A 19523-nucleotide genomic window follows, 5' to 3' on the forward strand; every position below is an offset into this window, starting at 1 on the left:
ACCGATGCGGTAGCCGAGTCAGTCCGGTGATCGTATCGACGCGGAGTCACCGACCGGACCGTCCGCCGCGGTCTCCTCGGCGGCAGTCGAATCGGCGGCGGACTCGGATGCCGACCGGGATTTTCGCTGCGCGATCGCGACGCCGAGCAGGCACAGGATTCCGCCGAGCAGGGCCAGGGCGGGCGGGAACTCACCGAGCGTGGGCCATGCCAGCAGCACGGTGAGGGACGGGACGACGTACGTTGTCGCGGCCAGGCGCCCCACCGGCATGTGCGCCAGGGCGTAGGACCAGGTCCAGAAGGCCAGCGCCGTTGGCAGAAGTCCCAAATACACTACTGCCGCAAGGTTTTCCGCCGAGGCATGAGCCACGTCGGTCACCAACTGGCCACTGAAGGGCAGGCAGGCGATCGCACCGATCGCGCTGGCGTATGCGGTGACCTGCAAGGGCGAGGCATGCGCGAGAGCGGGTTTCTGGAGGATGGCGCCGAGGGCATGCCCCGCGGCTGCGGCCAGGCACAGCAGCGCGCCGGTGATCGCGGTACGACCGCCACCGCTGGCAACCCCGGCCAGAATCGCCCCGACGAAGGCCACCGCGATACCGGCGAGCAGGGGACGTGGAAAGCCCTCGCGGAGGAACAGTCCGGCGAGCAACGCGACGAACAGCGGGCCGGTACCGACCAGAAGCGCGGCTATTCCGGCATCCGTATGCTGCTCACCCCAATTGAGCGCGACCATGTACAGCCCGAACCAGAACACTCCCATGCCCAGGATCCCGGGCCATGCGGCACGCGGCGGCAGTCCCTCACGTCTGGCCGCCACCACCGCGAGCAGCACCACGGCTCCGATCAGCAAGCGGCCCAAGGCCATCGAACCGGGGCGGAAACTCTCACCGGCATGCCGGATCGCCACGAACGCCGAGGCCCACAGCACCATGGTGACCAGTGCGGCGGCCGTCGCCCGGACAGAAATCGTCTCATCGCGCGTCATCGGGTACCTCCGTGTTCCATTCGCGCAGCGTTCGGCGAAGAATCTTTCCGGTGCCATTGCGTGGCAGAGCATCGACGAATTCGACGTCCTCCGGGACCTTGTACCACGTCAACGATGCCTCGGCACTCGAACGGATCGCTTCGGCCAGTTCACCTTTCGAGTGCACGCCGGGCTCGGCGACGACGTAGGCGCGCAGACTCGTCACACCGGTGCCCCGCCGCACGGCGCACACGGCGGCCTCACGCACACCGGCGACCGCGGTGATCAGGTCCTCCACCTCCACGGGGTGCACATTGGCTCCGGCGACGATCTCGATATCGTCCACTCGCCCGAGCAGCTGCACCAGGCCGTCGTCCACCCGCGCGGCGTCACCGGTCGTGAACCACTCGTCCGGTCGCAGCCGGTGCGGCGGCGCACTGCCCTGCCGCACGCCCGGACCGATGGTCGGACCGCAGATCTGCAGCCATCCGACCACACCGTCCGGCACCGGCTCATCCGCGGCGTCGATCACCCGCATCCGGTACGGCGGCAGGATGCGGCCGAGGCTGTAGGGATGGCTCTCCTCCGGGCCGTCGGCCAACACCGCGTGCCCGATTTCGCTTGTGCCACAGATGTTCACCAGTCGCCGCCCGAGCAGCCAGCGCAACCGATCCTCGATGGGACGGGGCAACATCTCACCGGCGACGAGCGCCAGGCGCAGCCAGCTCAGGCGATCGGCGTCGGGGTGGGCCAGTATCCGGGCATAGAAACTCGGCTGAGCATAGAAGACGCCGACCCGATGACGTTGCAGCACCGACAGAGCGGTCGCCGCATCCGCCCGCTCGGGCGTGAGCACCACCGCGGCCCCGCGCTGCAGTGGCAGGAGCACCGAATTGCCCAGGCCGTAGGCGAAATACATCCGCGACACCGAGTAGCAGACCTCGCCCTCGCGCAGCGACAGGACACTGCCGATCGCCCGGTCGAAATGCAACGCGTCGCCGTGCACATGGAAGCACAGGCGGGGCGCTCCCGTTGTGCCGGAAGTGAATACCGCGAAGGCGGGGGCATCGGCCGAGACCACCTCGGGAACATTGTCCAGGTCCGCCGCGCTGCTGTGTTCGGTCAGCTCCGCCGCCGTCACCGTGCGGCCGTGGAAGACATCCTGCAGGGCGGGATCGGCGACGACCAGCACCACCTCGGCGATCTGCTCGCCCGAGCGCAGTTCATCGGCGTGGAAGAAGGTGTTCACGGGCACGGCGACCGCACCGATGCGCAGTACGGCGAGAAACGTCGTCACGAAGTCGATGCTGTCCGGCAGTGCGAGCAGCACCCGGTCCCCGTACCGAATGTCCAACCGGCGCAGGCCCTCTGCGGCCCGGCGGACCCTGTTGTAGATGTCACCGTAGGTGTGGTGCTGCGCGCCTTGGATGTACGCGGTCCGTTTCAGCCAGCCGTTGCGCGCCGCGAGGTACTCCAGCCACACGGCCAGGTTGCCGACGTCCTCGCGGACCGCGGGCACGGCGGCGGGTACATCTGTCGAGGTGGTCATCGGCAGACCCCCTCGATCTCCACGAGCAGATCGGCTCGGCACACGTCGACGTTGAAGTACGCGATCTCGACGTGAGCGGGGAACACCAGCGTGCAGATATCGCGGACGACCGGAACATGTTCGCGATCACGCACATAGACCTTGATCTGATCGAGGTCCCGAACGCCGTACCCGCCGCCGTTCACCCCGTATCGGCCCAGGTTGTCGCTGCCGACGAGCACATCGATGTTGCGCAGGGTTTCCACGGTCTGCCGGGCGACGTCATCCACGTGCGCGGTGTCCTCCCCCAGGATGCTCGCCGTACCCGAGACGAACAGGCTGCCCGTTTCCTGCCCGTCGAGGAACGTCGCCCGCGCGAAGCTCGGAGACTTCGGCCCGTACCGGGACGGGTACTCGTAGGCCGGTGTCTGCCGCGGATTCTCCAGGTGCACAGTGCGACCCGGCTTCGCGGCGATGAAGCACAGATCGACGCCGGGACTCAAGGTGCCGATTCCGGTGGCCGCCGGCAGCTGCGGGAAGTGTTCGCTCCAGGCGGCGAACGCTTCGGACCGTCCGACGCAGAAGTCACGGTAGATCTCGACCCCGTCCGCGTTCGGACTGGTGATCCCGCCGATGAGGTTCCACATGCGGACCAGATCGGTGTAACCGCGCTCCCAGGTGAATCGCAGAGCGTTCTCGTACAACTCGCGCACCCGATCGCGGTATACGGATTGTGGTTCCAGACGTACCGCGTAGAACAGATGCTCACCGTCCTCGGCGAAGACGGCGGGACCGTCGGTACCGGCCCGCACCGGCAGATCGGTGCGCCAAATCTCTTCTGCCGGAACGTCATTCCCGCCGACCATGTGAGTGGTCAGACGTGGGGCGCTGCCGACCAGAGCAGGCGCGGCGGGCGTGCCGGCGAACTTGATCCGCCCCAGGATATTGCCGCGTGCCGCTCGGGCCGGTTCGCGAGATTCGGTGCAGCGGACCAGGTCGGACCGCAGGCCCTGCACACGGTCCCCAGAATTTTGGTGACTCATGAATGAACTCCTGATACTTATGAAATAAAACGTCAATTACGGCCAGAGCAGACAGCTATGACCCATCGCCTGCCGTTGAAATACCAATGGCAGGTCAATCGGAATCCGATCCGGTCGATATTCGTTCGCCGGGCGGTCAGCCGTTCAAGAAGGTGCCCCGCAGGAATTGATCCGGGTTTCGATCGTGCGTATACGGATCAGTTCCGACGGCGCCCGACCGCGCGTCGCCGCCGCGTCGATGCCGCGAGCACATCGAGCAGATCGACGGTATCCGCGAAGCCGATACACGCATCGGTGATGCTCATTCCGTATTCCACCGGTGCGGCTTGTTTTCCCTCCAGCAGGAACGATTCGATCATGACCCCGACGATGCCGGTCTGCCCGCTCGCGATCTGTTCGCCGATATCGGCGACGACGGCAGGCTGGCGGCGATGATCCTTCCCGCTGTTGCCGTGCGAGGCATCGATGACGACTCGCTCGGGTAGCGCGGACGCGCCCAGTTCGCGCAATGCGGCCTGCACCGAGAGCGCGGTGTAGTTCGGTCCGGAGGAGCCGCCGCGCAGGACGAGATGGGCGTCCGGATTGCCCCGGCTGCGGTGCACGACCGGCATGCCGTCGTCGCTGACACCGGGGAATGTGTGCGGCTGAGCGGCTGCCAGCATCGCGTTGACCGCCGCCTCGACGTCACCGTCGACGGTGTTCTTACAGCCGACCGGCATCGGCAGCCAGGAGGCGAGTTGCCGATGGGGCTGGCTGGTGACGGTCCGTGCGCCGATCGCGGCATAGCTGATGACGTCGGCAAGGTAGGCGGCGACGAACGGATCGACGAACTCTCCGGCGAGGGGCAGCCCGGTCGCGGCCGCGTCGATCAGGAACCGGCGGCCGATCCGCAGCCCCGCGGCGAGGTCTCCGCCGCCGTCGAGACCGGGATCGTGCACGAGTCCCTTCCAGCCCACGATCGAGCGAGGTTTCTCCAGATAGGCTCGCAGGACGACGATCAAGTCCTCGGAGTAGGACTCCGCCGCCGCGGCCAGCCGGCGAGCGTAGTCGAGCCCGGCGACCGGGTCGTGGATGGAGCACGGGCCGACGATGGCGACGACGCGGTCGTCGGTGCCGTCCAGGACGCGGCGCAGCGCGGCGCGATGCAGGCCGATCTCGGCCGCCCGTGCGGGATGTAGCGGGATATCGGCGGCCACCGCCCCCGAAGTGGGCAGAGATGTGAGCACAACGGGCGAGTCCCGGGCCGATCCGACGGAAGGTTCACCAACGCAACTTTCGGCGAACATGATAACTCCCTGGATTAAGTTGTAAATATCAGGATAAGCAGACGAGGATCTGATTCATTCGGTAGTCAATTGCGTCCGGCAATGCACGGGCAGGCTGCGCCGACCACCCGACAAAATTGCGCACCCCCGATTGCGCAGCCGCGTTCAGAGTAGCGAACCGCGCGCAGGCGGATCGTCACCGAGCCCGAAGAAAAGTAGAGCTATCCGATACTCCGGAATTAGTGGCATTGAATCCTCCAAGTGTGCCGCGCTCGCATCGGTGCGACATTTGACGGCTTGGCAGGTCTTCCGGGATGTTACGGCAGTCAGCGTAACATGCCATAGTTTGGTGTAACAGAACAAATTTCAACGGGCCGTCATTTGACGTCATGATACGTCAAACATATTGGGGCGGAGAGGATTCGGCGGCGCGCGCCCTCACCGCGTGACTTCGCCGAGCACCGCGCCGATGAGGCGGGCGGATCGGTCGGCGATCTCCTCGGTTGGACAGGGGCGGTCGTGTTCGAGCCACCAGACGATCGACTGGACGAACATCGCGGAGATGACGCTGGGGACCAGGGCATCCGGTTGCCTGCCGGGGAGGTGCGCGGTGGACATGGCGGCCAGCGCCGAACGCATCCGGTCGGCGAACCACGGGCTGCCCTTGCGACCGAGCAACGCGCCGTAGAGCCGGTGATACGCGTCGATGTGCCGGAAGAAATCGGCCCAGCGTTCCCGGGACGTCCGGGTGTCGTCACCACCCGCGGTCATCTCGGCCATGGCCTCGTCGAAGATCTGCTCGACCAGCTCGTATTTGTCCCGATAGTTCCGGTAGAACGCGGCGCGGCTGATCATGGCGCGCGAGGTCAGCTCACCCACGGTGACGCGATCGAATCCGCGCTCCTCGATCAGGTCGACCAGCGCCTCCCGCAGCAGGGCGCGAGTGCGGCGCACACGCACATTCGGTCGAGACAATTCTCGTTCTCCGTCTCGTTCGGGACGGTGTCGGTGATGTGGTTCTTGTGGGCCCGGTCCTCGCGATCGGACACTGCACTGGCGTTTCGAACGAGACAACCTGTCTCGTTCCGCACCGAGTGTAGGAGTAACGCTATGCGGGCTGTGCAGGTCACCCGATTCGGCGGACCGGAGGTGCTGACCGTCGATGACGTCGCGGATCCGACGCCGGATGCGGGTCAGATCCTGGTCGAGGTCGATCTGGCGGGAGTCGCTTACGGGGATGTGATCGTGCGCTCGGGCCGGTATCCGCTGCCGCTGCCCTGGACGCCCGGACTGGAGGTCGGCGGCCGGGTGATCGCGGTCGGTTCCGATGTGGACCGCGACCTGATCGGCAGGACCGTCGTCGCGACCACGGTCGGACAACGCGGCGGATACGCCGAGCGCGCGATCGTCTCGGCGGACTACGCGTTCCCGCTGCCGGACGGCCTGCCGCTCGATATCGCGCTGACGGTGTTCCAGGCCGGTGCGGTGGCGCGTGGCCTGCTTGCCGAGATGCGGGTCGGCAGTTCCGACACCGTGCTGATCACCGCTGCGGCAGGGCGAATCGGTTCACTGCTGATCCAGTTGGCGAAGTCGGCGGGAGCCACCGTCATCGGCGCCGCGAGCGGTGAGAAGTCAGCTGCTGTAATGGATTTCGGAGCCGATCGCGCGCTCGACTACGGTCTCGCCGAATGGCCCGGTCAGGTCCGGGAACTGACCGGCGGCCGTGGTGTGGACGTGGTGCTCGACGCGATCGGCGGCGACACCGCCGAGCAGGCGCTCACGGCCGTCGCGGACGGCGGCGGCCGAATCGGCTTGTACGGCTTCGCATCCGGCCGCTGGCCGGATCTGGACGCCCGAACGCTCGCCAGTCGCGGACTGACGGTCTCCGGTCCGCTGGGTGCGGTCATCCGCAAGTCCGATGCCGAACAGCGGGACGACGCCGCACAGGCGCTCGCCGCGGCGGCTCGCGGCGAGCTGACGCCGCGGATCCACGCCCGATTCCCCCTGGTGCAGGCCGCCGCGGCGCACCGCGAAATCGAACAATGTCACTCGATCGGCGCGGTGCTCATCACGCGCTAGATTCCCTTGTCTCGCAAGCTATTCGACTGCGACAGGATTTCAGCAGCCGTAGAGCTTACCGATACCCTCGGTGGGCGTCTTCTCGCTCAGGCAACCGAACGGGAGGATGCCCGCATCACTGATCCGGACCGCCGACTTGGTGGACTTGTCCTCGCAGATCAATCCGCTGGAATCCATGCGGCAGGTGTAATCGCCTGCGGCGATCCGTGATCCGTAGGGAAGCTGGTTGCCGTAGCCGCGCACGAACGGGCCCGGATCGCCGTGCATGGAGCCCACCGAGGCCTTGGTACCGGTGAAGTCAATCCAGTTGGCCACGAACTCACCCTCGCCGCTGCGGGCCGGCTGGGCCGGCGGATTCTTCAGATCGACCAGGCAGTACAGGCCCGGCATGCCCTCCTCGGAATCGCTGGTGCACTTGATCTTTGCGGTCGGGCTGTTGAAGGCGACGTCGCCGTCCTTCAACGGGGTGGTCGTACCGTCCTGGGTCGTCGCGGTGGCGAATTTCGCCGCGTCGGCGGGGCGGCCGTCCTGCACCCAGGCATCGACCGCGGCGAAGGACGCCCCCTGCCCCGGCGCCCTGCCCGACGAGTCAGTGGTCGAGGGAGCTGCCAAGGCGGAGGTGGCCGATTCGGTCGGCGCAACGGTGTGCGCGTGCTGATCGGTTGCGGTCGAACAGCCCGCCACCAGAAGTACGAGCACTGTCAATGCCGCGATACGCATACAACCCACCCTAGGGGCACAGCGCCACCCGCGCGAAAGCGCCGCGCGGCGCAGCGAACCTGTCGTACCCCCCTGCCATGCTGGAGCGACCGAGGGGCGGCGGATCGAAAAGAGATCTGACACATGTGGGTTCGGGAGACCGTTCGTGTCGATTTCGGGGATGTTCGTTCGACGGGTAGGTGAAGGGGCCGAATGGCGGCCGCACAACCGGAAGGACAACAGCATGCGCAAGCTCGTGGCGTTCGAGCATCTCACCCTGGACGGCTTCGCCTCGTCCGGGCAGGGCACGGGATTCGAATGGACCCACCGCGCCTACAGCGCGGAGCTCGCCGAGTACGCAGCTCATATCCAGGCCGATTTCGACACCGCCGTCTACGGACGCGAGACCTACCTCGGGATGTACGGCTACTGGGCGAACCAGCCCAACGAGGAGAGCTCGCCGCAGGAGCGGGCACATGCGGAATGGGTGAACGCGGTCGACAAGATCGTCTGCTCGACCACGCTGGAGTCGGCCGAGTGGAACAACACCCGGCTGATCACCGGACATCTCGCCGAGGAGTTCTCGCAGCTCAAAGCCGAATCCGGCGATACGATCGCAATCTACGCCAGCCCGAAGCTGGTGCACTCGTTCCTCGATCTGGGCGTGATCGACGAGTTCCGGCTCGTCGTGCACCCGGTGGTCATCGGTTCCGGAACTCCACTCTTCCCGGACAAGACGGCACTGGACCTGGAACTGATCGAATCGAAGTCGTTCGAATCCGGCGCGGTGTACCTCCGCTACCGGACCGCCTGAGCAAAGGACATCGGATGCGTCACCTACTTCTGATCCGCCTCGATCCGGCAGCCCAACCGGTCCAGGGCCCGGATCCCGCGCTCGCCGAGGATATGGGCAAGCTGATCGAGGAAATGACCAAGGCGGGCGTCCTGCTGGACACCGCCGGACTGCGGCCGCTCGACGAGTCGACGCGGATTCGGCTCTCCAGCGGCGAACTCACCGTCCTGGACGGACCGTTCACCGAATCCAAGGAGATGATCGGCGGCTACTGCCTGCTGCAGACCCGCTCGCGGGACGAGGCAGTGGAATGGGCTTCCCGGTTCCTGCGCGTGCACGGACCGGAGTGGACGATGGAGATCGAGGTCAGACAACTGGATCAGCAATGAGTCGACACCGACGATGAACAATGAGCCCGCGCCCGCCCGACGGGCGGTCGAGGCCGCCTGGCGGATCGAATGGCCGCAACTGGTGGCCGGGCTGACCCGCGTCGTCGGCGATATCGACACCGCCGAGGAATTCGCCCAGGATGCCCACGTGGCGGCGCTGGAACAGTGGCCGCGCGAGGGCGTTCCGGCGAATCCGGGTGGCTGGCTCATGTCCGTGGCGAAGCGTCGTGCGATCGACCGGTTCCGGCGTGATGCGACCTTCGCCCGCAAACTGGCTCTGCTCGGACGAGATCTCCTCGACGAGCAGAGGTCGGGATTTCCCGGTGCCGACGCGAATATCGGCACCGGGATATCCGATGACATGCTGCGCATGATCTTCACGACCTGCCATCCCGCACTCCCCCGCCAGGCGCGCGTCGCGCTGACTCTGCGGATGGTCGGCGGCTTGACGACCGAGGAGATCGCACGGGCCTATGTGGTGACCAAATCGACTGCGGCACAACGGATCGTCCGCGCGAAACGGATCATCAAGACACTCCGGATCCCCTACGAGGTTCCGGAGGAGAGCGAGCTCGCGGCGCGCGTGGACGCCGTACTCGAGGTGATCTATCTGATCTTCAACGAGGGCTACGCCGCCAGCTCCGGCGAGGATTGGATGCGTGGCGAACTCTGCGACGACGCGCTGCGCCTGGCGCGCATCCTGACCGTCCTGCTGCCGACCGAACCGGAAGTGCACGGCCTGGCCGCGCTGCTCGAATTGCAGGCGTCCCGGCTCGATGCTCGCAGCGACGCGGCCCGCCGCCTGGTGCCGCTGCCCGATCAGGACCGCTCGCGTTGGGACCAACTGCTGATACGCCGCGGATTCGCCGCACTCGGACGAGCGCATGCGACCGCCCGGCAACGCGGAGCGCCGCCCGGCCCGTACGCGCTACAGGCCGCCATCGCCGCCGCACACGCCTCGGCCCGCACCCCCGAGGACACCGACTGGCAGCGCATCGCCGGACTGTATGCGATTCTGGCCCAACGCTTTCCGTCCCCCGTCATCGAACTCAACCGCGCCGTGGCCATCACCATGGTGCACGGCCCCACGGCCGGACTCGAACTCGTCGACGCCGTCGAAGAGACCGGCATGCTGGACAGTTACCACCTGTTGCACGCGGTCCGCGCCGATCTGCTCGCCCGGCTCGGCCGCCACGCCGAAGCGCGCCGCGAATTCATCCGCGCCGCGGAACTCACCGCGAACGCCGCCGAACAGTCACATCTGCGGGCACGCGCCGAGGACTGCGCGAAGCCCGATCCGGGGTAGCTCTCCGCCCCCAGAGATCGTCGCCTTGCCGACGACCGACGGCTCCGGTTTCACACCTGGCACAGTTGGCCGAATTTCTGCATCCCGCGTCAGTTCCGGCTGCTACCGTCCACAGCACCCGGTCGGTAGGCGTGCGGGTTCGCACGGTAGGCGCGTGGAGGTGGTCGCAGATGACTTCGGTTCTGGAACAGTTGCAGCGCAAGGTGATTCACACGGTCGAGGCGGTCCGCGGTGTCAACGTCCTGCGGGAGCGCGGCATCATCGATATCGGCAATCTGCACGAGACGCTGCGGACCGCCCAGGAGGGCGCGGTCCTGGGCTCACAGGCGACCGCGGTGCGTCATGCGGCACGGTTGTGGCCCGAGCGCACGGCGGTGGTGGACGAGCGCGGCTCGCTGACCTACCGACAGCTCGACGAGCAGTCCACCGCCCTGGCGCGGGGCCTGCAGGGGATGGGCATCACACCGGGCACGGTGATCGCCATTCTGGCCAGGGACCACCACGGACTGCTGCTGGCGATGGCCGCGGCGGGCAAGGCCGGTGCGCGGGTCGCGCTGATGAACACCGGTTTCGCCAAACCGCAGTTCGCGCAGGTGTGCGAGCGGGAGAAGGTCAAGGCGGTGCTGCACGACAGCGAATTCGTCGGCCTGCTCGACGCCCTGCCCCCGGAGCTGCCGCGGGTCCTCACCTGGGTGGACGACGGCCACGAAATCCCCTCCGGCGCAACCACTATCGAACAGCTCATCGAGGCGAACCCGACCGACGAACTGCCGCTGCCGAAGAAGGTCGGCGGCTTCGTCATCCTCACCAGCGGCACCACCGGCCTGCCCAAGGGCGCGCCGCGCGGCAAGATCTCGCCGATGGCGACGGTTCAGGTGGTCGACCGGATCCCGTTCCCCCGCCAGGGCACCGCGATGATCGTGTCGCCGATCTTCCACAGCACCGGCCAGGCCACCTGGCTGGTCGCGGTCGCATTGGGCAATACCGTCGTCACCACGCGCCGGTTCGACGCCGAGGACACCCTGCGCAAGATCGCCGAACACCGGGTGCAGATGCTCGTGGCGGTGCCGACGATGTTGCACCGCATGGTCGAACTGAATCCGGAGATCCGCAAGAAGTACGACCTGACCTCGTTGAAGTCGATCGTGCTCGCCGGTTCGGCGCTCTCGCCCGAACTGACCGTGCGCGCCACCGAGGCGTTCGGCCACGTCCTGCACAACCTGTACGGCTCCACCGAATGCGCCGTCGCGACCGTGGCCCAGCCGCAGGATCTGGCGATCGCACCCGGCACCGCGGGGCGCGCGCCGGTCACCTGCGAAGTGGTGCTGTTCGACGACGACGGCCACCGGATCCACGACACACACGTCACCGGACGCATATTCATTCGCTCCGGCTCCCCCTTCGAGGGCTACACCGACGGGCGGCACAAGCAGATCATCGACGGCTACATGTCCTCCGGCGACGTCGGACATTTCGACGAGCACGGCCTGCTGTTCGTGGACGGCCGCGACGACGACATGATCGTCTCGGGCGGTGAGAACGTCTTCCCGCAGGAGGTGGAGAACCTGCTGCTGGAACGTCCCGATGTCTTCGACGCCGCGGTGGTCGGGGTAGACGACGTGGAATTCGGTAAGCGGTTGCGCGCGTTCGTGGTCGCCGAGCCGGGTAGCACGCCCGACGCCGAGGAGATCAAGGCCTATGTGAAGGGCACGCTCGCGCGCTACAAGGTGCCGCGGGAAGTGATCTTCCTCGACGAACTCCCGCGCAACACAACAGGCAAGCTCCTGCGTCGTGAACTGGTCGAGTATCGGATCACAGAGTAGGCCCGGCCGAACCTGTTGGGGGTACCGTCGGTAACAGAGACGCTAACCACATACGAGCAGGTCTGCTTGCTAGTGTTAGCACGCACTGGATCTCGATGTTGCGGTCAGCCCGGCCCAGGTCAGGCGGGATCGCGGAAGGTTGTACCTATGTCAGCTGTCCTTCCGTCGGCAAGCACCACCCTCCGCAAGGTCGGGGATTTGGCTCTGGGGGCCAACACGATGCGCAGGCGCGGGCTGTTCAACCCGCTGCGCCTCGATCATGCGGTGCGCTCGGTCGTCGCGATCGGCAAGTACGGCCCGTTCGCGGGCGTGGTCGTGCATTCCGCGCAGACCCGCCCGAACTCCCCCGCCATCGTCGACGAGCGCGGTGAGCTGACCTTCGGCGAACTCGACCGGCAGTCGAATGCGCTGGCACGGGCGCTGACTGCGCAGGGCATCGGCGAGGGCGACGTGATCGCGGTGCTGGCCCGCGACCATCGTGGCCTGGTGCTGACGCTGCTGGCCACCGGCAAGTTGGGTGTGCGCGCGGTGCTGATGAACACCGGATTCGCCAAACCGCAGTTCGCCGACGTGGCCGCCCGCGAGAAGGTCAAGGCGGTCCTGCACGACAGCGAATTCGTCGATCTGATGAGCGCGATCCCGGATTCCGTACCGCGCATCCTGACCTGGTCCGACGAGAAGGACGGCGTCGACGCGTCGGTGCCGACGCTCGATTCGCTGATGGCCGATCAGTCCACCGATCCGGTGAAGCTTCCGGCGAAGCCAGGCGGCATGGTGATCCTGACCAGTGGCACCACCGGCACCCCGAAGGGCGCGCCGCGAGACAAGGTGAGCCCGTTCATCTCCGCGCAGCTGGTCGACCGGATTCCGGTGCCGCGCGACGGCACGATCCTGATGGCCGCGCCGATCTTCCACGCCACCGGCCTGTCGCAGTTCACCATCGGCCTGGCGCTGGGCAACCGAATCGTGTTCCAGCAGAGGCGATTCGATCCCGAAGCGACACTGGCCAATATCGAGAAGTTCCGGGCCGAGGAACTGGTCGTGGTGCCGACGATGTTGCAGCGCATGCTCGATCTGCCCGCCGATGTCCTGGGCAAGTACGACATGTCCACGCTGAACGTCATTTTCGCGGCCGGTTCGGCGATTCCGCCGGATGTGGTCACCCGCAGCCTGGACTACTTCGGCGACTCCCTCTACAACGTGTACGGCTCCACCGAATGCGCCGTGATCACCGTGGCCACCCCGCCGGAGCTGCGCCGCGCGCCCAACACCGCGGGCAAGTCGCCGGTGGGCATCCGGGTCGCGCTGTACGACGAGCAGCGCAAGCGGATCACCGAGCCGAATGTGACCGGCACGATCTTCATCGAGAACCCGCACTCGTTCAAGGCGTACACCGACGGCCGCACCAAGGAGACCGTCGACGGCATGATGTCCAGCGGTGACGTCGGGCACTTCGACGAGACCGGTCTGCTGTTCATCGATGGCCGCGACGACGACATGATCGTCTCCGGCGGTGAGAACGTCTTCCCGCAGGAGGTCGAGCATCTGCTCGCCGACCGGGCCGACGTGCTGGAGGCCGCGGTGATCGGCGTGGACGACCGCGAATTCGGAAAACGCTTGCGCGCGTTCGTCGTTCCCGGCCCGGACTCCAAGCGCGACGTGCAGGAGATCAAGGATTACGTCAAGTCGAACCTGGCCCGGTACAAGGTGCCGCGCGAGGTGATCTTCCTGGACGAACTCCCGCGCAATGCCACCGGCAAACTGCTGCGCAAGCCGCTGGCGGAAATGGACGTCCCCGCCGAGTAGCACGGTCGGCGCCGCCTCACCGATGGTTCGGCGGTGCCGCCTCGGTATCATCTTCGGGTGATCCTCGACCCCGGCCGGTCCCCGGCCCGCGATTCGGCTGCGGCGCAACAGCGTCGGAGTGCGGTCGCCCGGCTGCGCGGGGGATCGGCCGGAGCCGTCTCCGGCGCGCTGGCCATCGAGGCGCACGGCTGGGCTGCCGGAGCCATGCCCCTGCAGTCGCGCACGCTACTGCTGCTCGTCGCGGCGTGTGCGGTGGTGGGCGCTCTGGTGACGGGTCTGCGCTCCCTGCACACCACCCGAACCGGCCTGGTCACGGCCCTGATCGGCGGGCAGCTGCTGGGCCATGCGGTGATGTCCCTGGACATGCTGGACATGCCGCATCCGGGTTCGCTGTGGAGCCCGGCGATGCTCATCGCACACATCGCGGCCGCATGCGCCGCATCCGTCGTGATCCACGGCGCGGAGGCCGCCTACCGAATCCTCATCGCCGCGCTGTCCCGTGCACTGCCGCTGCTGGTTCACCCGCCCGCCGCCGCTCCCCCGTCGCCGGTGCCGATCGCGCACCGCGACCACGTCATCCACCGGATCTTCGCCGCAGACTCCTGCCGGACTCGCGGCCCACCTCTGCCTGCCTGATCCCACATTCATCCATACACCCGTGCGCGCGAACATCTTTCGCGCGTTTCGCAGCACACCGATGATCGACCGGCCGCTTGCCGACGGCCCCGATCATCGTGTCGCAGGGTGAATCCTCGCACCACACCAGTGGATCGACGTACGTCGCACCGGATCGGTTGGCGGACAGACGCTCAGGCTTGCCTGGCGTCCGCCGATCGGCATCGCCCGCGCCGCATGTCGTGCGGAAGTACCGACGAAATGCCTTGTCATTTCCCATAGGTAACTGTGGCGAATTCAGGCCGGGCACTGTCGAATCGGTCGGATCATCTACCTGGCCTGAGCAATGCCTGCCGAGGTGAGAGCCGACCGGAGCGGCACAGCGCGACCGGAAAGTCCGGCACGACACTGCCGCTCGGACGCTGTCCGGCGTGATCGTCGGGCATCCGCCGATCGGACCGGAATGACCGTGCGTAGCCGGAACGTCCACAGGTGATCGGCGCGAGTCCGACCGGGCGTCCTACCGATCCGACCGGGCCACTGCCGAGCCTTGTCGATTCAGCGACTCCCGCCCGGAACCCCGCCGTGTGGTGTCTGACGAACGTGCCTGCCGGAACGCTCATCAGAGGAGAAGACGTCCGCATATGAGGGGCGGACGTCCTCGCACACCGAGGATTCACCCGGACAGCAGCGCATCCACGGGTGGCAGCCAACCAGGAGCAACATCGTGAGCACCACCAATCCCCCGATCCCGGACGCCACCGCCGAACCACCGGCCGAGTCGACCGCCGGCACACGTGACGATCCCGAGCCCACCCCCGCCGCCGATCCGCATATCGATCAGAACGGTTCAGCCACCACGCCTATCGGCATATCGGCCGATCGCACGGGCAGGCCGCCGACCGAGCCGTTCGACGAGTCGGCGGACGACAATCGGATGACCACTCCGGACGCTGATCTGTTTGCTACGCCGGCCGTACCATCGAGCGGATCGGCCGACGTCGCGAGTGCCGGATCACCCGAGGAGAGTTACCGGGCGCCGATCGGCACGCGGGACGCCGCGCCTCCGACGTCCACAGCCGACCGAGTACCTGCCGAGCCGGATCGAGTATCGCAGTCACACAACGGAATACCTGTCGAATCGACCGAAGGATCGGTGACCGCACAATCCGCGGAGCCATCGGCCGGGCGGTCGAATTCGCGCGGCGCGACCACTGCGCTGGCGATGCGGTTGCACTTCTATGCCGGGGTGTTCGTCGGGCCGTTCATTCTGATCGCGGCGCTCACGGGGGCGCTGTATTCGGTTGCTCCGACTCTCGAGTCGATCGTGAATCACGATCTGCTGCATGTCGATTCGACCGGACCCGCGCGGCCGCTGGCGGACCAGGTGGCCGCAGCCGTGGCCGTGGAGCCCAAACTCGCTCTGGCGGCGGTTGATCCGGCTCAGCACGCTGGGAATACGACTCGGGTGCTGTTCACCGATCCGTCGTTGGGTGAGTCCGAGCAACGGGCCGTGTTCGTGGATCCGGCGACCGCGAAATCGGTCGGTGTGAGTGTGGTCTACGGCAGTACGGGGGCGTTGCCGCTGCGGACGTGGATCGATCAGCTGCACCGGAATCTGCATCTGGGACAACCGGGTCGGCTGTACAGCGAGGCGGCCGCGTCCTGGTTGTGGGTGGTCGCACTCGCCGGACTGGTGGTGTGGGTACGCCGGGCGAGTTCGCGATACCGCGGCCTGCGTCGGCTGATGTGGCCGGATCGCAGCCGCAAGGGGCGCTTGCGGACGGTGAATTGGCATGCGGCCGTGGGAGTGTGGGTGCTGTTGCCGCTACTGTTCCTATCCGCGACCGGGATGACCTGGTCCACGTACGCAGGCGCGCACGTCGATGCGCTCAGAGCACAGTCGAGCTGGACGACGCCGTCGGTGAGCAGTGCACTGCCGGGATCGGCGGCACAACAAGGCAGCTCGTCGAGCATGCCCGGGATGGATATGCCAGGTATGGACATGCCGGGAATGAGTATGCCGGGCATGGACATGTCCCCGAGCACCGCCGGAACGCAACCATCCACCGACCGAATTGCCCAGGTGGACAAGGTTTTCGCCGTAGCACGCGGCCACCACCTCGACGGCTCGGTAGAAATCACGCTCCCCGCAACGGATCACACGGCATTCGTCGTGAAGGAACGCCGCATCTCCGGCTCACTCACCCAGGATGCGATCGCCGTCGACGGCGTCACCGGCGATGTCACCGACACCGTGCGCTACGCGGATTGGCCGCTGATGGCCGAACTCGCGAACTGGGGTATCGCCCTGCACATGGGGATGATGTTCGGCCTGGCCAACCAACTGCTGCTCCTGCTGACGATGCTCGCGCTGATCACCGTCATCGTGCGCGGCTACCTGATGTGGTGGCGCCGCCGCCCGCTGCGCGCGAGCCGATTCGCCCTCGGCACACCGCCGCGACGCGGCGTCCTGCGCGGCATCCACCCGGCACTCCTGACCGGTCTGGTCGTGATCGCCGCTGCCGTCGGCTGGTTCGCCCCGGTGCTCGGCATCACCCTGCTGGGCTTCCTCGTCGTCGACATCATCATCGGCCTGGTCCAGCGTCGTCGCGCTACAGCCTGAACCCACACACTCACCGCTGTCGGCCAACCTCACCACTCACGTATCCGACGGTGCATAGCCGAGGATGATCGTCACCGATATCGACAGCGTGCTTCGAGGTGCAACTCGAAGCACGCATGTCGGGGTTCAATCGGCTCACTGCTGATGCGCTGAACCCGAATCCGGTTGCGCCACTTTCCTGTCAACCTGAGGTCGCGCACCATGATGGCGCCCGAAGGTGATCATCAGAGCGCGCAAGGCGGTCCTGCATGATCGAGTTCGATGTTCCACTGCCCTCGACGAGCGATTCGCCACGCTGGGACGGATGCGGCACGCGAGCCTCGCAATGCGACGATCACGCGCCGATCCGAGCAGCCAGGACTGGTTGTCCTGAGCCGGTGAGTTCCCTGAGAACGCTGGGGCGGCCGGTGATCGCCAGGAGTAGCGCTTCACCGGTGCCGACAACCTCCGGCCCGGTGCCGTGCGACCAGTCGATATCGTCGGCGCGCAAGCGAAGTCCGCGGATTCGATGCCAGGCGCCCAGGCGCGGGTTGGGGAGGGTGGCGTCGAGAACACGAGTCAAACGATCTGTCGGGATCTGCCGTGGGACGCCCAGCGGGCGGCGGATGTCCTGGTGGTGGATGGTGCCGTCGACCAGTGCGATCATGCCGCCGAATCCGGCGGTCAGTCCGCGGGGCACCAGGTGCTCGTTCAGGAATTGCAGCAGACGCTCGGGGCCCAGCGAGCCGAACTCCTCGACGCCGGCCTGGTTGGCGCGCACGATCCGTCCCTTGGCGAAGCGCCGGAGCAGCCCCCAGCGCCCCAGTTCCTCGTAACTGATCATGTGCGCCACCACATCTCGAACCCGCCAGCCCTCACAGAGGGAGGGCTGCTCCCACTGTTCGGGAGTGAGCGTGGCGAGGAATTCGGCCAAATCCACTCGCTCCAGGCGCGCCATCTCCATATCGTTCATGCGGGATCGCCTCCCGTGGAATGATTTTCGGCGGTCTTCGCGAAAAGCTCGAGCAGGGTGCTCCATCCGCCGCCGCGCTCGGCGATGGTGTGCGCGATGCCCTCGCTCACATCGGCCATCTCGGACTGCCCGATGTGATACGCCGCAGGCCACCAGCTGCCGAACGATTCGGTGAAGAAGGCGAACGCCCGGTCGATCGGCAGGGCGACGGTCGCGGAGCCCCGCAGGATCGGAACGGCGGGTGTGCTCATGAGGGATACTCCTGTTCGGATTCGGGGATCGCCGCATCGGCGGCCTTCTGGAAAGCGGTGAGCGCGTCGTCCCAGATCCGTTGGAAATACGCCTGAATCGCGGCAAGCCCCTCCGGATTTATCCGGTAGATGCGCCGCGTGCCCTCGGGCGTGGCCACCACCAATCCACCGTCCCGCAACACCCGCAGATGTTGCGACACCGCCTGCCGGGTGATCGGCAGCGACTCCGCGAGCTCCCCCACCGACGACGGACGCCGAGCCAGACGCTCGAAGATCGCCTGCCGCATCGGATCACCCAGAATGGCCAGATCCACATCTATGAAAGCCGACACGAACGTAAGTGTACGCTTTCAAAGGCTGCTGACAAGGGGTTTGCTACGCCGGATAACGCGCGATCATCCGGCGAGCCCTCGGCGCAGGGCTCCGGCGAGTTCGGCGAGCTGACGGACTGGCCGAGTGCGTGGCCGGTATCCGGCTGAACAGCGCGGGACGGGTGATCCGCTTCGCGCACGACGGCAGGGAAGCTCCGGACACCGCGATGCCCGCGTCCACGACGGTGGCGGTCACCCTCGATGAGGAGGAGATCGGCACGGTATGGCTGGAACGTCCCGGCCCGCCCGGCGCGCTCGATCAGCTGCTGCTGGAACGGCTGGCCCTGGCCACCGCGTCGGTCGTGGAACGGTACGGTCCGGCGCACACCACCATGGCCGATCCCGCGCTGGTCGAGCTGGTGATCAGCGCCGGAACCGACGAACCGGCCCGTAATCGCGCACTGCGACTGATGGGTTTCGCCGCCGAACTGCCGATCCGCGTCGTTGCCGTGCACTCACCCGTAGCAATCGATCGGATCGGCAGCCTGATCTGCCCGGATCGTCCGGTGAAGGCCGCGACGGTCGCCGACGTGGGCGTCATCCTGGCGACCACCGTCGATGCGGCCCGGTTCCCGCCCGAGGTCCGAGCGGGCATCGGTGCGGCGGACAGTCCCGATCGTTCCTGGTCCGAGGCCCGTACCGCGCTGCGCTTCACCACTTCTCGCATCCCGATCATCCATCATGACGATCTGGGCGCACTGTCTGTACTGGACCGGATACCTGCGAACCTGTTGCAAGACAACGCCGATATCGCAGCAATAGACCGAATCGCTTCGCGCCCCGAAGATCTCGACACCCTCGATGCCTACTGCACCACAGGCTCGTTACGTCGAGCCGCCGACCTGCTACACCTGCACCACAGCAGCGTCGCCCGCCGCCTCGAAAACCTCGGCAGAACCCTGGGTTTCGACCTCACCGCCCCGCCGGACTCATGCGCGCGGGCCTCGCACTGAGGCTCTGGAGGTTGCTCCACGACGGACAGGTCGTTGGCAACGGTCGCTGATGATCGCT

At 66.7% G+C, this 19523-nt stretch carries 18 protein-coding genes; 9 read left to right on the top strand and 9 right to left on the bottom strand.

The features are described 5' to 3' along the window. Positions 1-18: 18 nt before the first annotated feature. The 5 genes from ON40_RS25840 to ON40_RS25860 all read right to left on the bottom strand — a co-directional run bounded on the left by ON40_RS25840 (position 19) and on the right by ON40_RS25860 (position 5777). A complete protein-coding gene (locus ON40_RS25840) occupies positions 19-987 on the bottom strand; it encodes a DMT family transporter (protein ID WP_051193558.1) in 969 nt (322 codons plus the stop codon). Next, positions 974-2515: an AMP-binding protein gene (locus ON40_RS25845; protein ID WP_040827022.1), complete on the bottom strand. Its 1542-nt coding sequence runs from the start codon at positions 2513-2515 to the stop codon at positions 974-976. The genes ON40_RS25840 and ON40_RS25845 overlap by 14 nt, the downstream gene beginning before the upstream one ends. Then, entirely contained in the window at positions 2512-3537 is a 1026-nt protein-coding gene (locus ON40_RS25850) for an FkbO/Hyg5 family chorismatase (protein WP_040827023.1), read from the bottom strand. Before ON40_RS25850 ends, ON40_RS25845 begins: the two co-directional genes overlap by 4 nt. A gap of 197 nt (positions 3538-3734) precedes the next feature. After that, entirely contained in the window at positions 3735-4763 is a 1029-nt protein-coding gene (locus ON40_RS25855; RefSeq protein WP_040827025.1) for a 3-deoxy-7-phosphoheptulonate synthase, read from the bottom strand. A gap of 477 nt (positions 4764-5240) precedes the next feature. Beyond that, positions 5241-5777: a TetR/AcrR family transcriptional regulator gene (locus ON40_RS25860; protein ID WP_040827027.1), complete on the bottom strand. Its 537-nt coding sequence runs from the start codon at positions 5775-5777 to the stop codon at positions 5241-5243. A 135-nt stretch (positions 5778-5912) separates the two neighbouring features. Between ON40_RS25860 and ON40_RS25865 the strand changes: the two genes are divergently transcribed. Further along, positions 5913-6881 (top strand): zinc-binding dehydrogenase, encoded by a 969-nt coding sequence (locus tag ON40_RS25865; protein ID WP_040827029.1) that lies wholly within the window; start codon positions 5913-5915, stop codon positions 6879-6881. Positions 6882-6920: 39 nt separating this feature from the next. On the opposite strand, the gene ON40_RS25870 is transcribed toward ON40_RS25865, so the two are convergent. After that, positions 6921-7601, bottom strand: coding sequence for a hypothetical protein (locus tag ON40_RS25870; RefSeq protein WP_040827031.1), 681 nt, complete (start codon positions 7599-7601; stop codon positions 6921-6923). Between the two features lie 223 nt (positions 7602-7824). Between ON40_RS25870 and ON40_RS25875 the strand changes: the two genes are divergently transcribed. The 7 genes from ON40_RS25875 (at position 7825) to ON40_RS25905 (ending at position 16938) form a co-directional block, all read left to right on the top strand. Next, positions 7825-8394 (top strand): dihydrofolate reductase family protein, encoded by a 570-nt coding sequence (locus tag ON40_RS25875; protein WP_040827129.1) that lies wholly within the window; start codon positions 7825-7827, stop codon positions 8392-8394. A gap of 14 nt (positions 8395-8408) precedes the next feature. After that, positions 8409-8762 carry a YciI family protein gene (locus ON40_RS25880; RefSeq protein ID WP_040827033.1) on the top strand — a complete coding sequence of 118 codons (354 nt, stop codon included), beginning with the start codon at positions 8409-8411 and terminating at the stop codon, positions 8760-8762. A 13-nt stretch (positions 8763-8775) separates the two neighbouring features. Further along, positions 8776-10068, top strand: a complete 1293-nt coding sequence (locus ON40_RS25885) for an RNA polymerase sigma factor (protein WP_040827036.1) — start codon at positions 8776-8778, stop codon at positions 10066-10068. Positions 10069-10238: 170 nt separating this feature from the next. Further along, positions 10239-11891 (top strand): acyl-CoA synthetase, encoded by a 1653-nt coding sequence (locus ON40_RS25890; protein ID WP_040827038.1) that lies wholly within the window; start codon positions 10239-10241, stop codon positions 11889-11891. Between the two features lie 147 nt (positions 11892-12038). Then, entirely contained in the window at positions 12039-13697 is a 1659-nt protein-coding gene (locus ON40_RS25895) for an acyl-CoA synthetase (protein ID WP_040827040.1), read from the top strand. 57 nt (positions 13698-13754) lie between these two features. Beyond that, positions 13755-14333: a hypothetical protein gene (locus ON40_RS25900; protein ID WP_040827042.1), complete on the top strand. Its 579-nt coding sequence runs from the start codon at positions 13755-13757 to the stop codon at positions 14331-14333. 706 nt (positions 14334-15039) lie between these two features. Then, a complete protein-coding gene (locus ON40_RS25905; RefSeq protein WP_245567992.1) occupies positions 15040-16938 on the top strand; it encodes a PepSY-associated TM helix domain-containing protein in 1899 nt (632 codons plus the stop codon). A 334-nt stretch (positions 16939-17272) separates the two neighbouring features. Here ON40_RS25905 and ON40_RS25910 read toward each other — a convergent pair whose 3' ends face one another. The 3 genes from ON40_RS25910 to ON40_RS25920 are packed head-to-tail and all read right to left on the bottom strand — an operon-like array spanning position 17273 to position 18473. Beyond that, positions 17273-17890, bottom strand: coding sequence for a maleylpyruvate isomerase family mycothiol-dependent enzyme (locus tag ON40_RS25910; protein ID WP_040827044.1), 618 nt, complete (start codon positions 17888-17890; stop codon positions 17273-17275). Then, complete coding sequence (locus ON40_RS25915; protein WP_040827046.1) at positions 17887-18141, bottom strand: SRPBCC family protein; 255 nt, start codon at positions 18139-18141, stop codon at positions 17887-17889. The genes ON40_RS25910 and ON40_RS25915 overlap by 4 nt, the downstream gene beginning before the upstream one ends. Continuing rightward, on the bottom strand, positions 18138-18473 hold the full coding sequence (locus ON40_RS25920; RefSeq protein WP_040827048.1) for an ArsR/SmtB family transcription factor: 336 nt from the start codon (positions 18471-18473) through the stop codon (positions 18138-18140). Before ON40_RS25920 ends, ON40_RS25915 begins: the two co-directional genes overlap by 4 nt. Positions 18474-18601: 128 nt before the next feature. Here ON40_RS25920 and ON40_RS25925 point away from each other — a divergent pair, with 128 nt between their 5' ends. Further along, entirely contained in the window at positions 18602-19465 is an 864-nt protein-coding gene (locus ON40_RS25925) for a helix-turn-helix domain-containing protein (RefSeq protein ID WP_218008869.1), read from the top strand. Positions 19466-19523: the final 58 nt, after the last annotated feature.

Origin of the sequence: Nocardia jiangxiensis NBRC 101359, from assembly GCF_000308615.1 — a bacterium.
GTDB lineage: Bacteria > Actinomycetota > Actinomycetes > Mycobacteriales > Mycobacteriaceae > Nocardia > Nocardia jiangxiensis.

Coding starts and splice junctions, on each gene's coding strand:
- ON40_RS25885 (WP_040827036.1), top strand. CDS start 8,776: ATGAACAATGAGCCCGCGCCCGCCCGACGGGCGGTCGAGGCCGCCTGG.
- ON40_RS25895 (WP_040827040.1), top strand. CDS start 12,039: ATGTCAGCTGTCCTTCCGTCGGCAAGCACCACCCTCCGCAAGGTCGGG.
- ON40_RS25880 (WP_040827033.1), top strand. CDS start 8,409: ATGCGTCACCTACTTCTGATCCGCCTCGATCCGGCAGCCCAACCGGTC.
- ON40_RS25845 (WP_040827022.1), bottom strand. CDS start 2,515: ATGACCACCTCGACAGATGTACCCGCCGCCGTGCCCGCGGTCCGCGAG.
- ON40_RS25915 (WP_040827046.1), bottom strand. CDS start 18,141: ATGAGCACACCCGCCGTTCCGATCCTGCGGGGCTCCGCGACCGTCGCC.
- ON40_RS25850 (WP_040827023.1), bottom strand. CDS start 3,537: ATGAGTCACCAAAATTCTGGGGACCGTGTGCAGGGCCTGCGGTCCGAC.
- ON40_RS25865 (WP_040827029.1), top strand. CDS start 5,913: ATGCGGGCTGTGCAGGTCACCCGATTCGGCGGACCGGAGGTGCTGACC.
- ON40_RS25890 (WP_040827038.1), top strand. CDS start 10,239: ATGACTTCGGTTCTGGAACAGTTGCAGCGCAAGGTGATTCACACGGTC.
- ON40_RS25875 (WP_040827129.1), top strand. CDS start 7,825: ATGCGCAAGCTCGTGGCGTTCGAGCATCTCACCCTGGACGGCTTCGCC.
- ON40_RS25870 (WP_040827031.1), bottom strand. CDS start 7,601: ATGCGTATCGCGGCATTGACAGTGCTCGTACTTCTGGTGGCGGGCTGT.
- ON40_RS25910 (WP_040827044.1), bottom strand. CDS start 17,890: ATGAACGATATGGAGATGGCGCGCCTGGAGCGAGTGGATTTGGCCGAA.
- ON40_RS25840 (WP_051193558.1), bottom strand. CDS start 987: ATGACGCGCGATGAGACGATTTCTGTCCGGGCGACGGCCGCCGCACTG.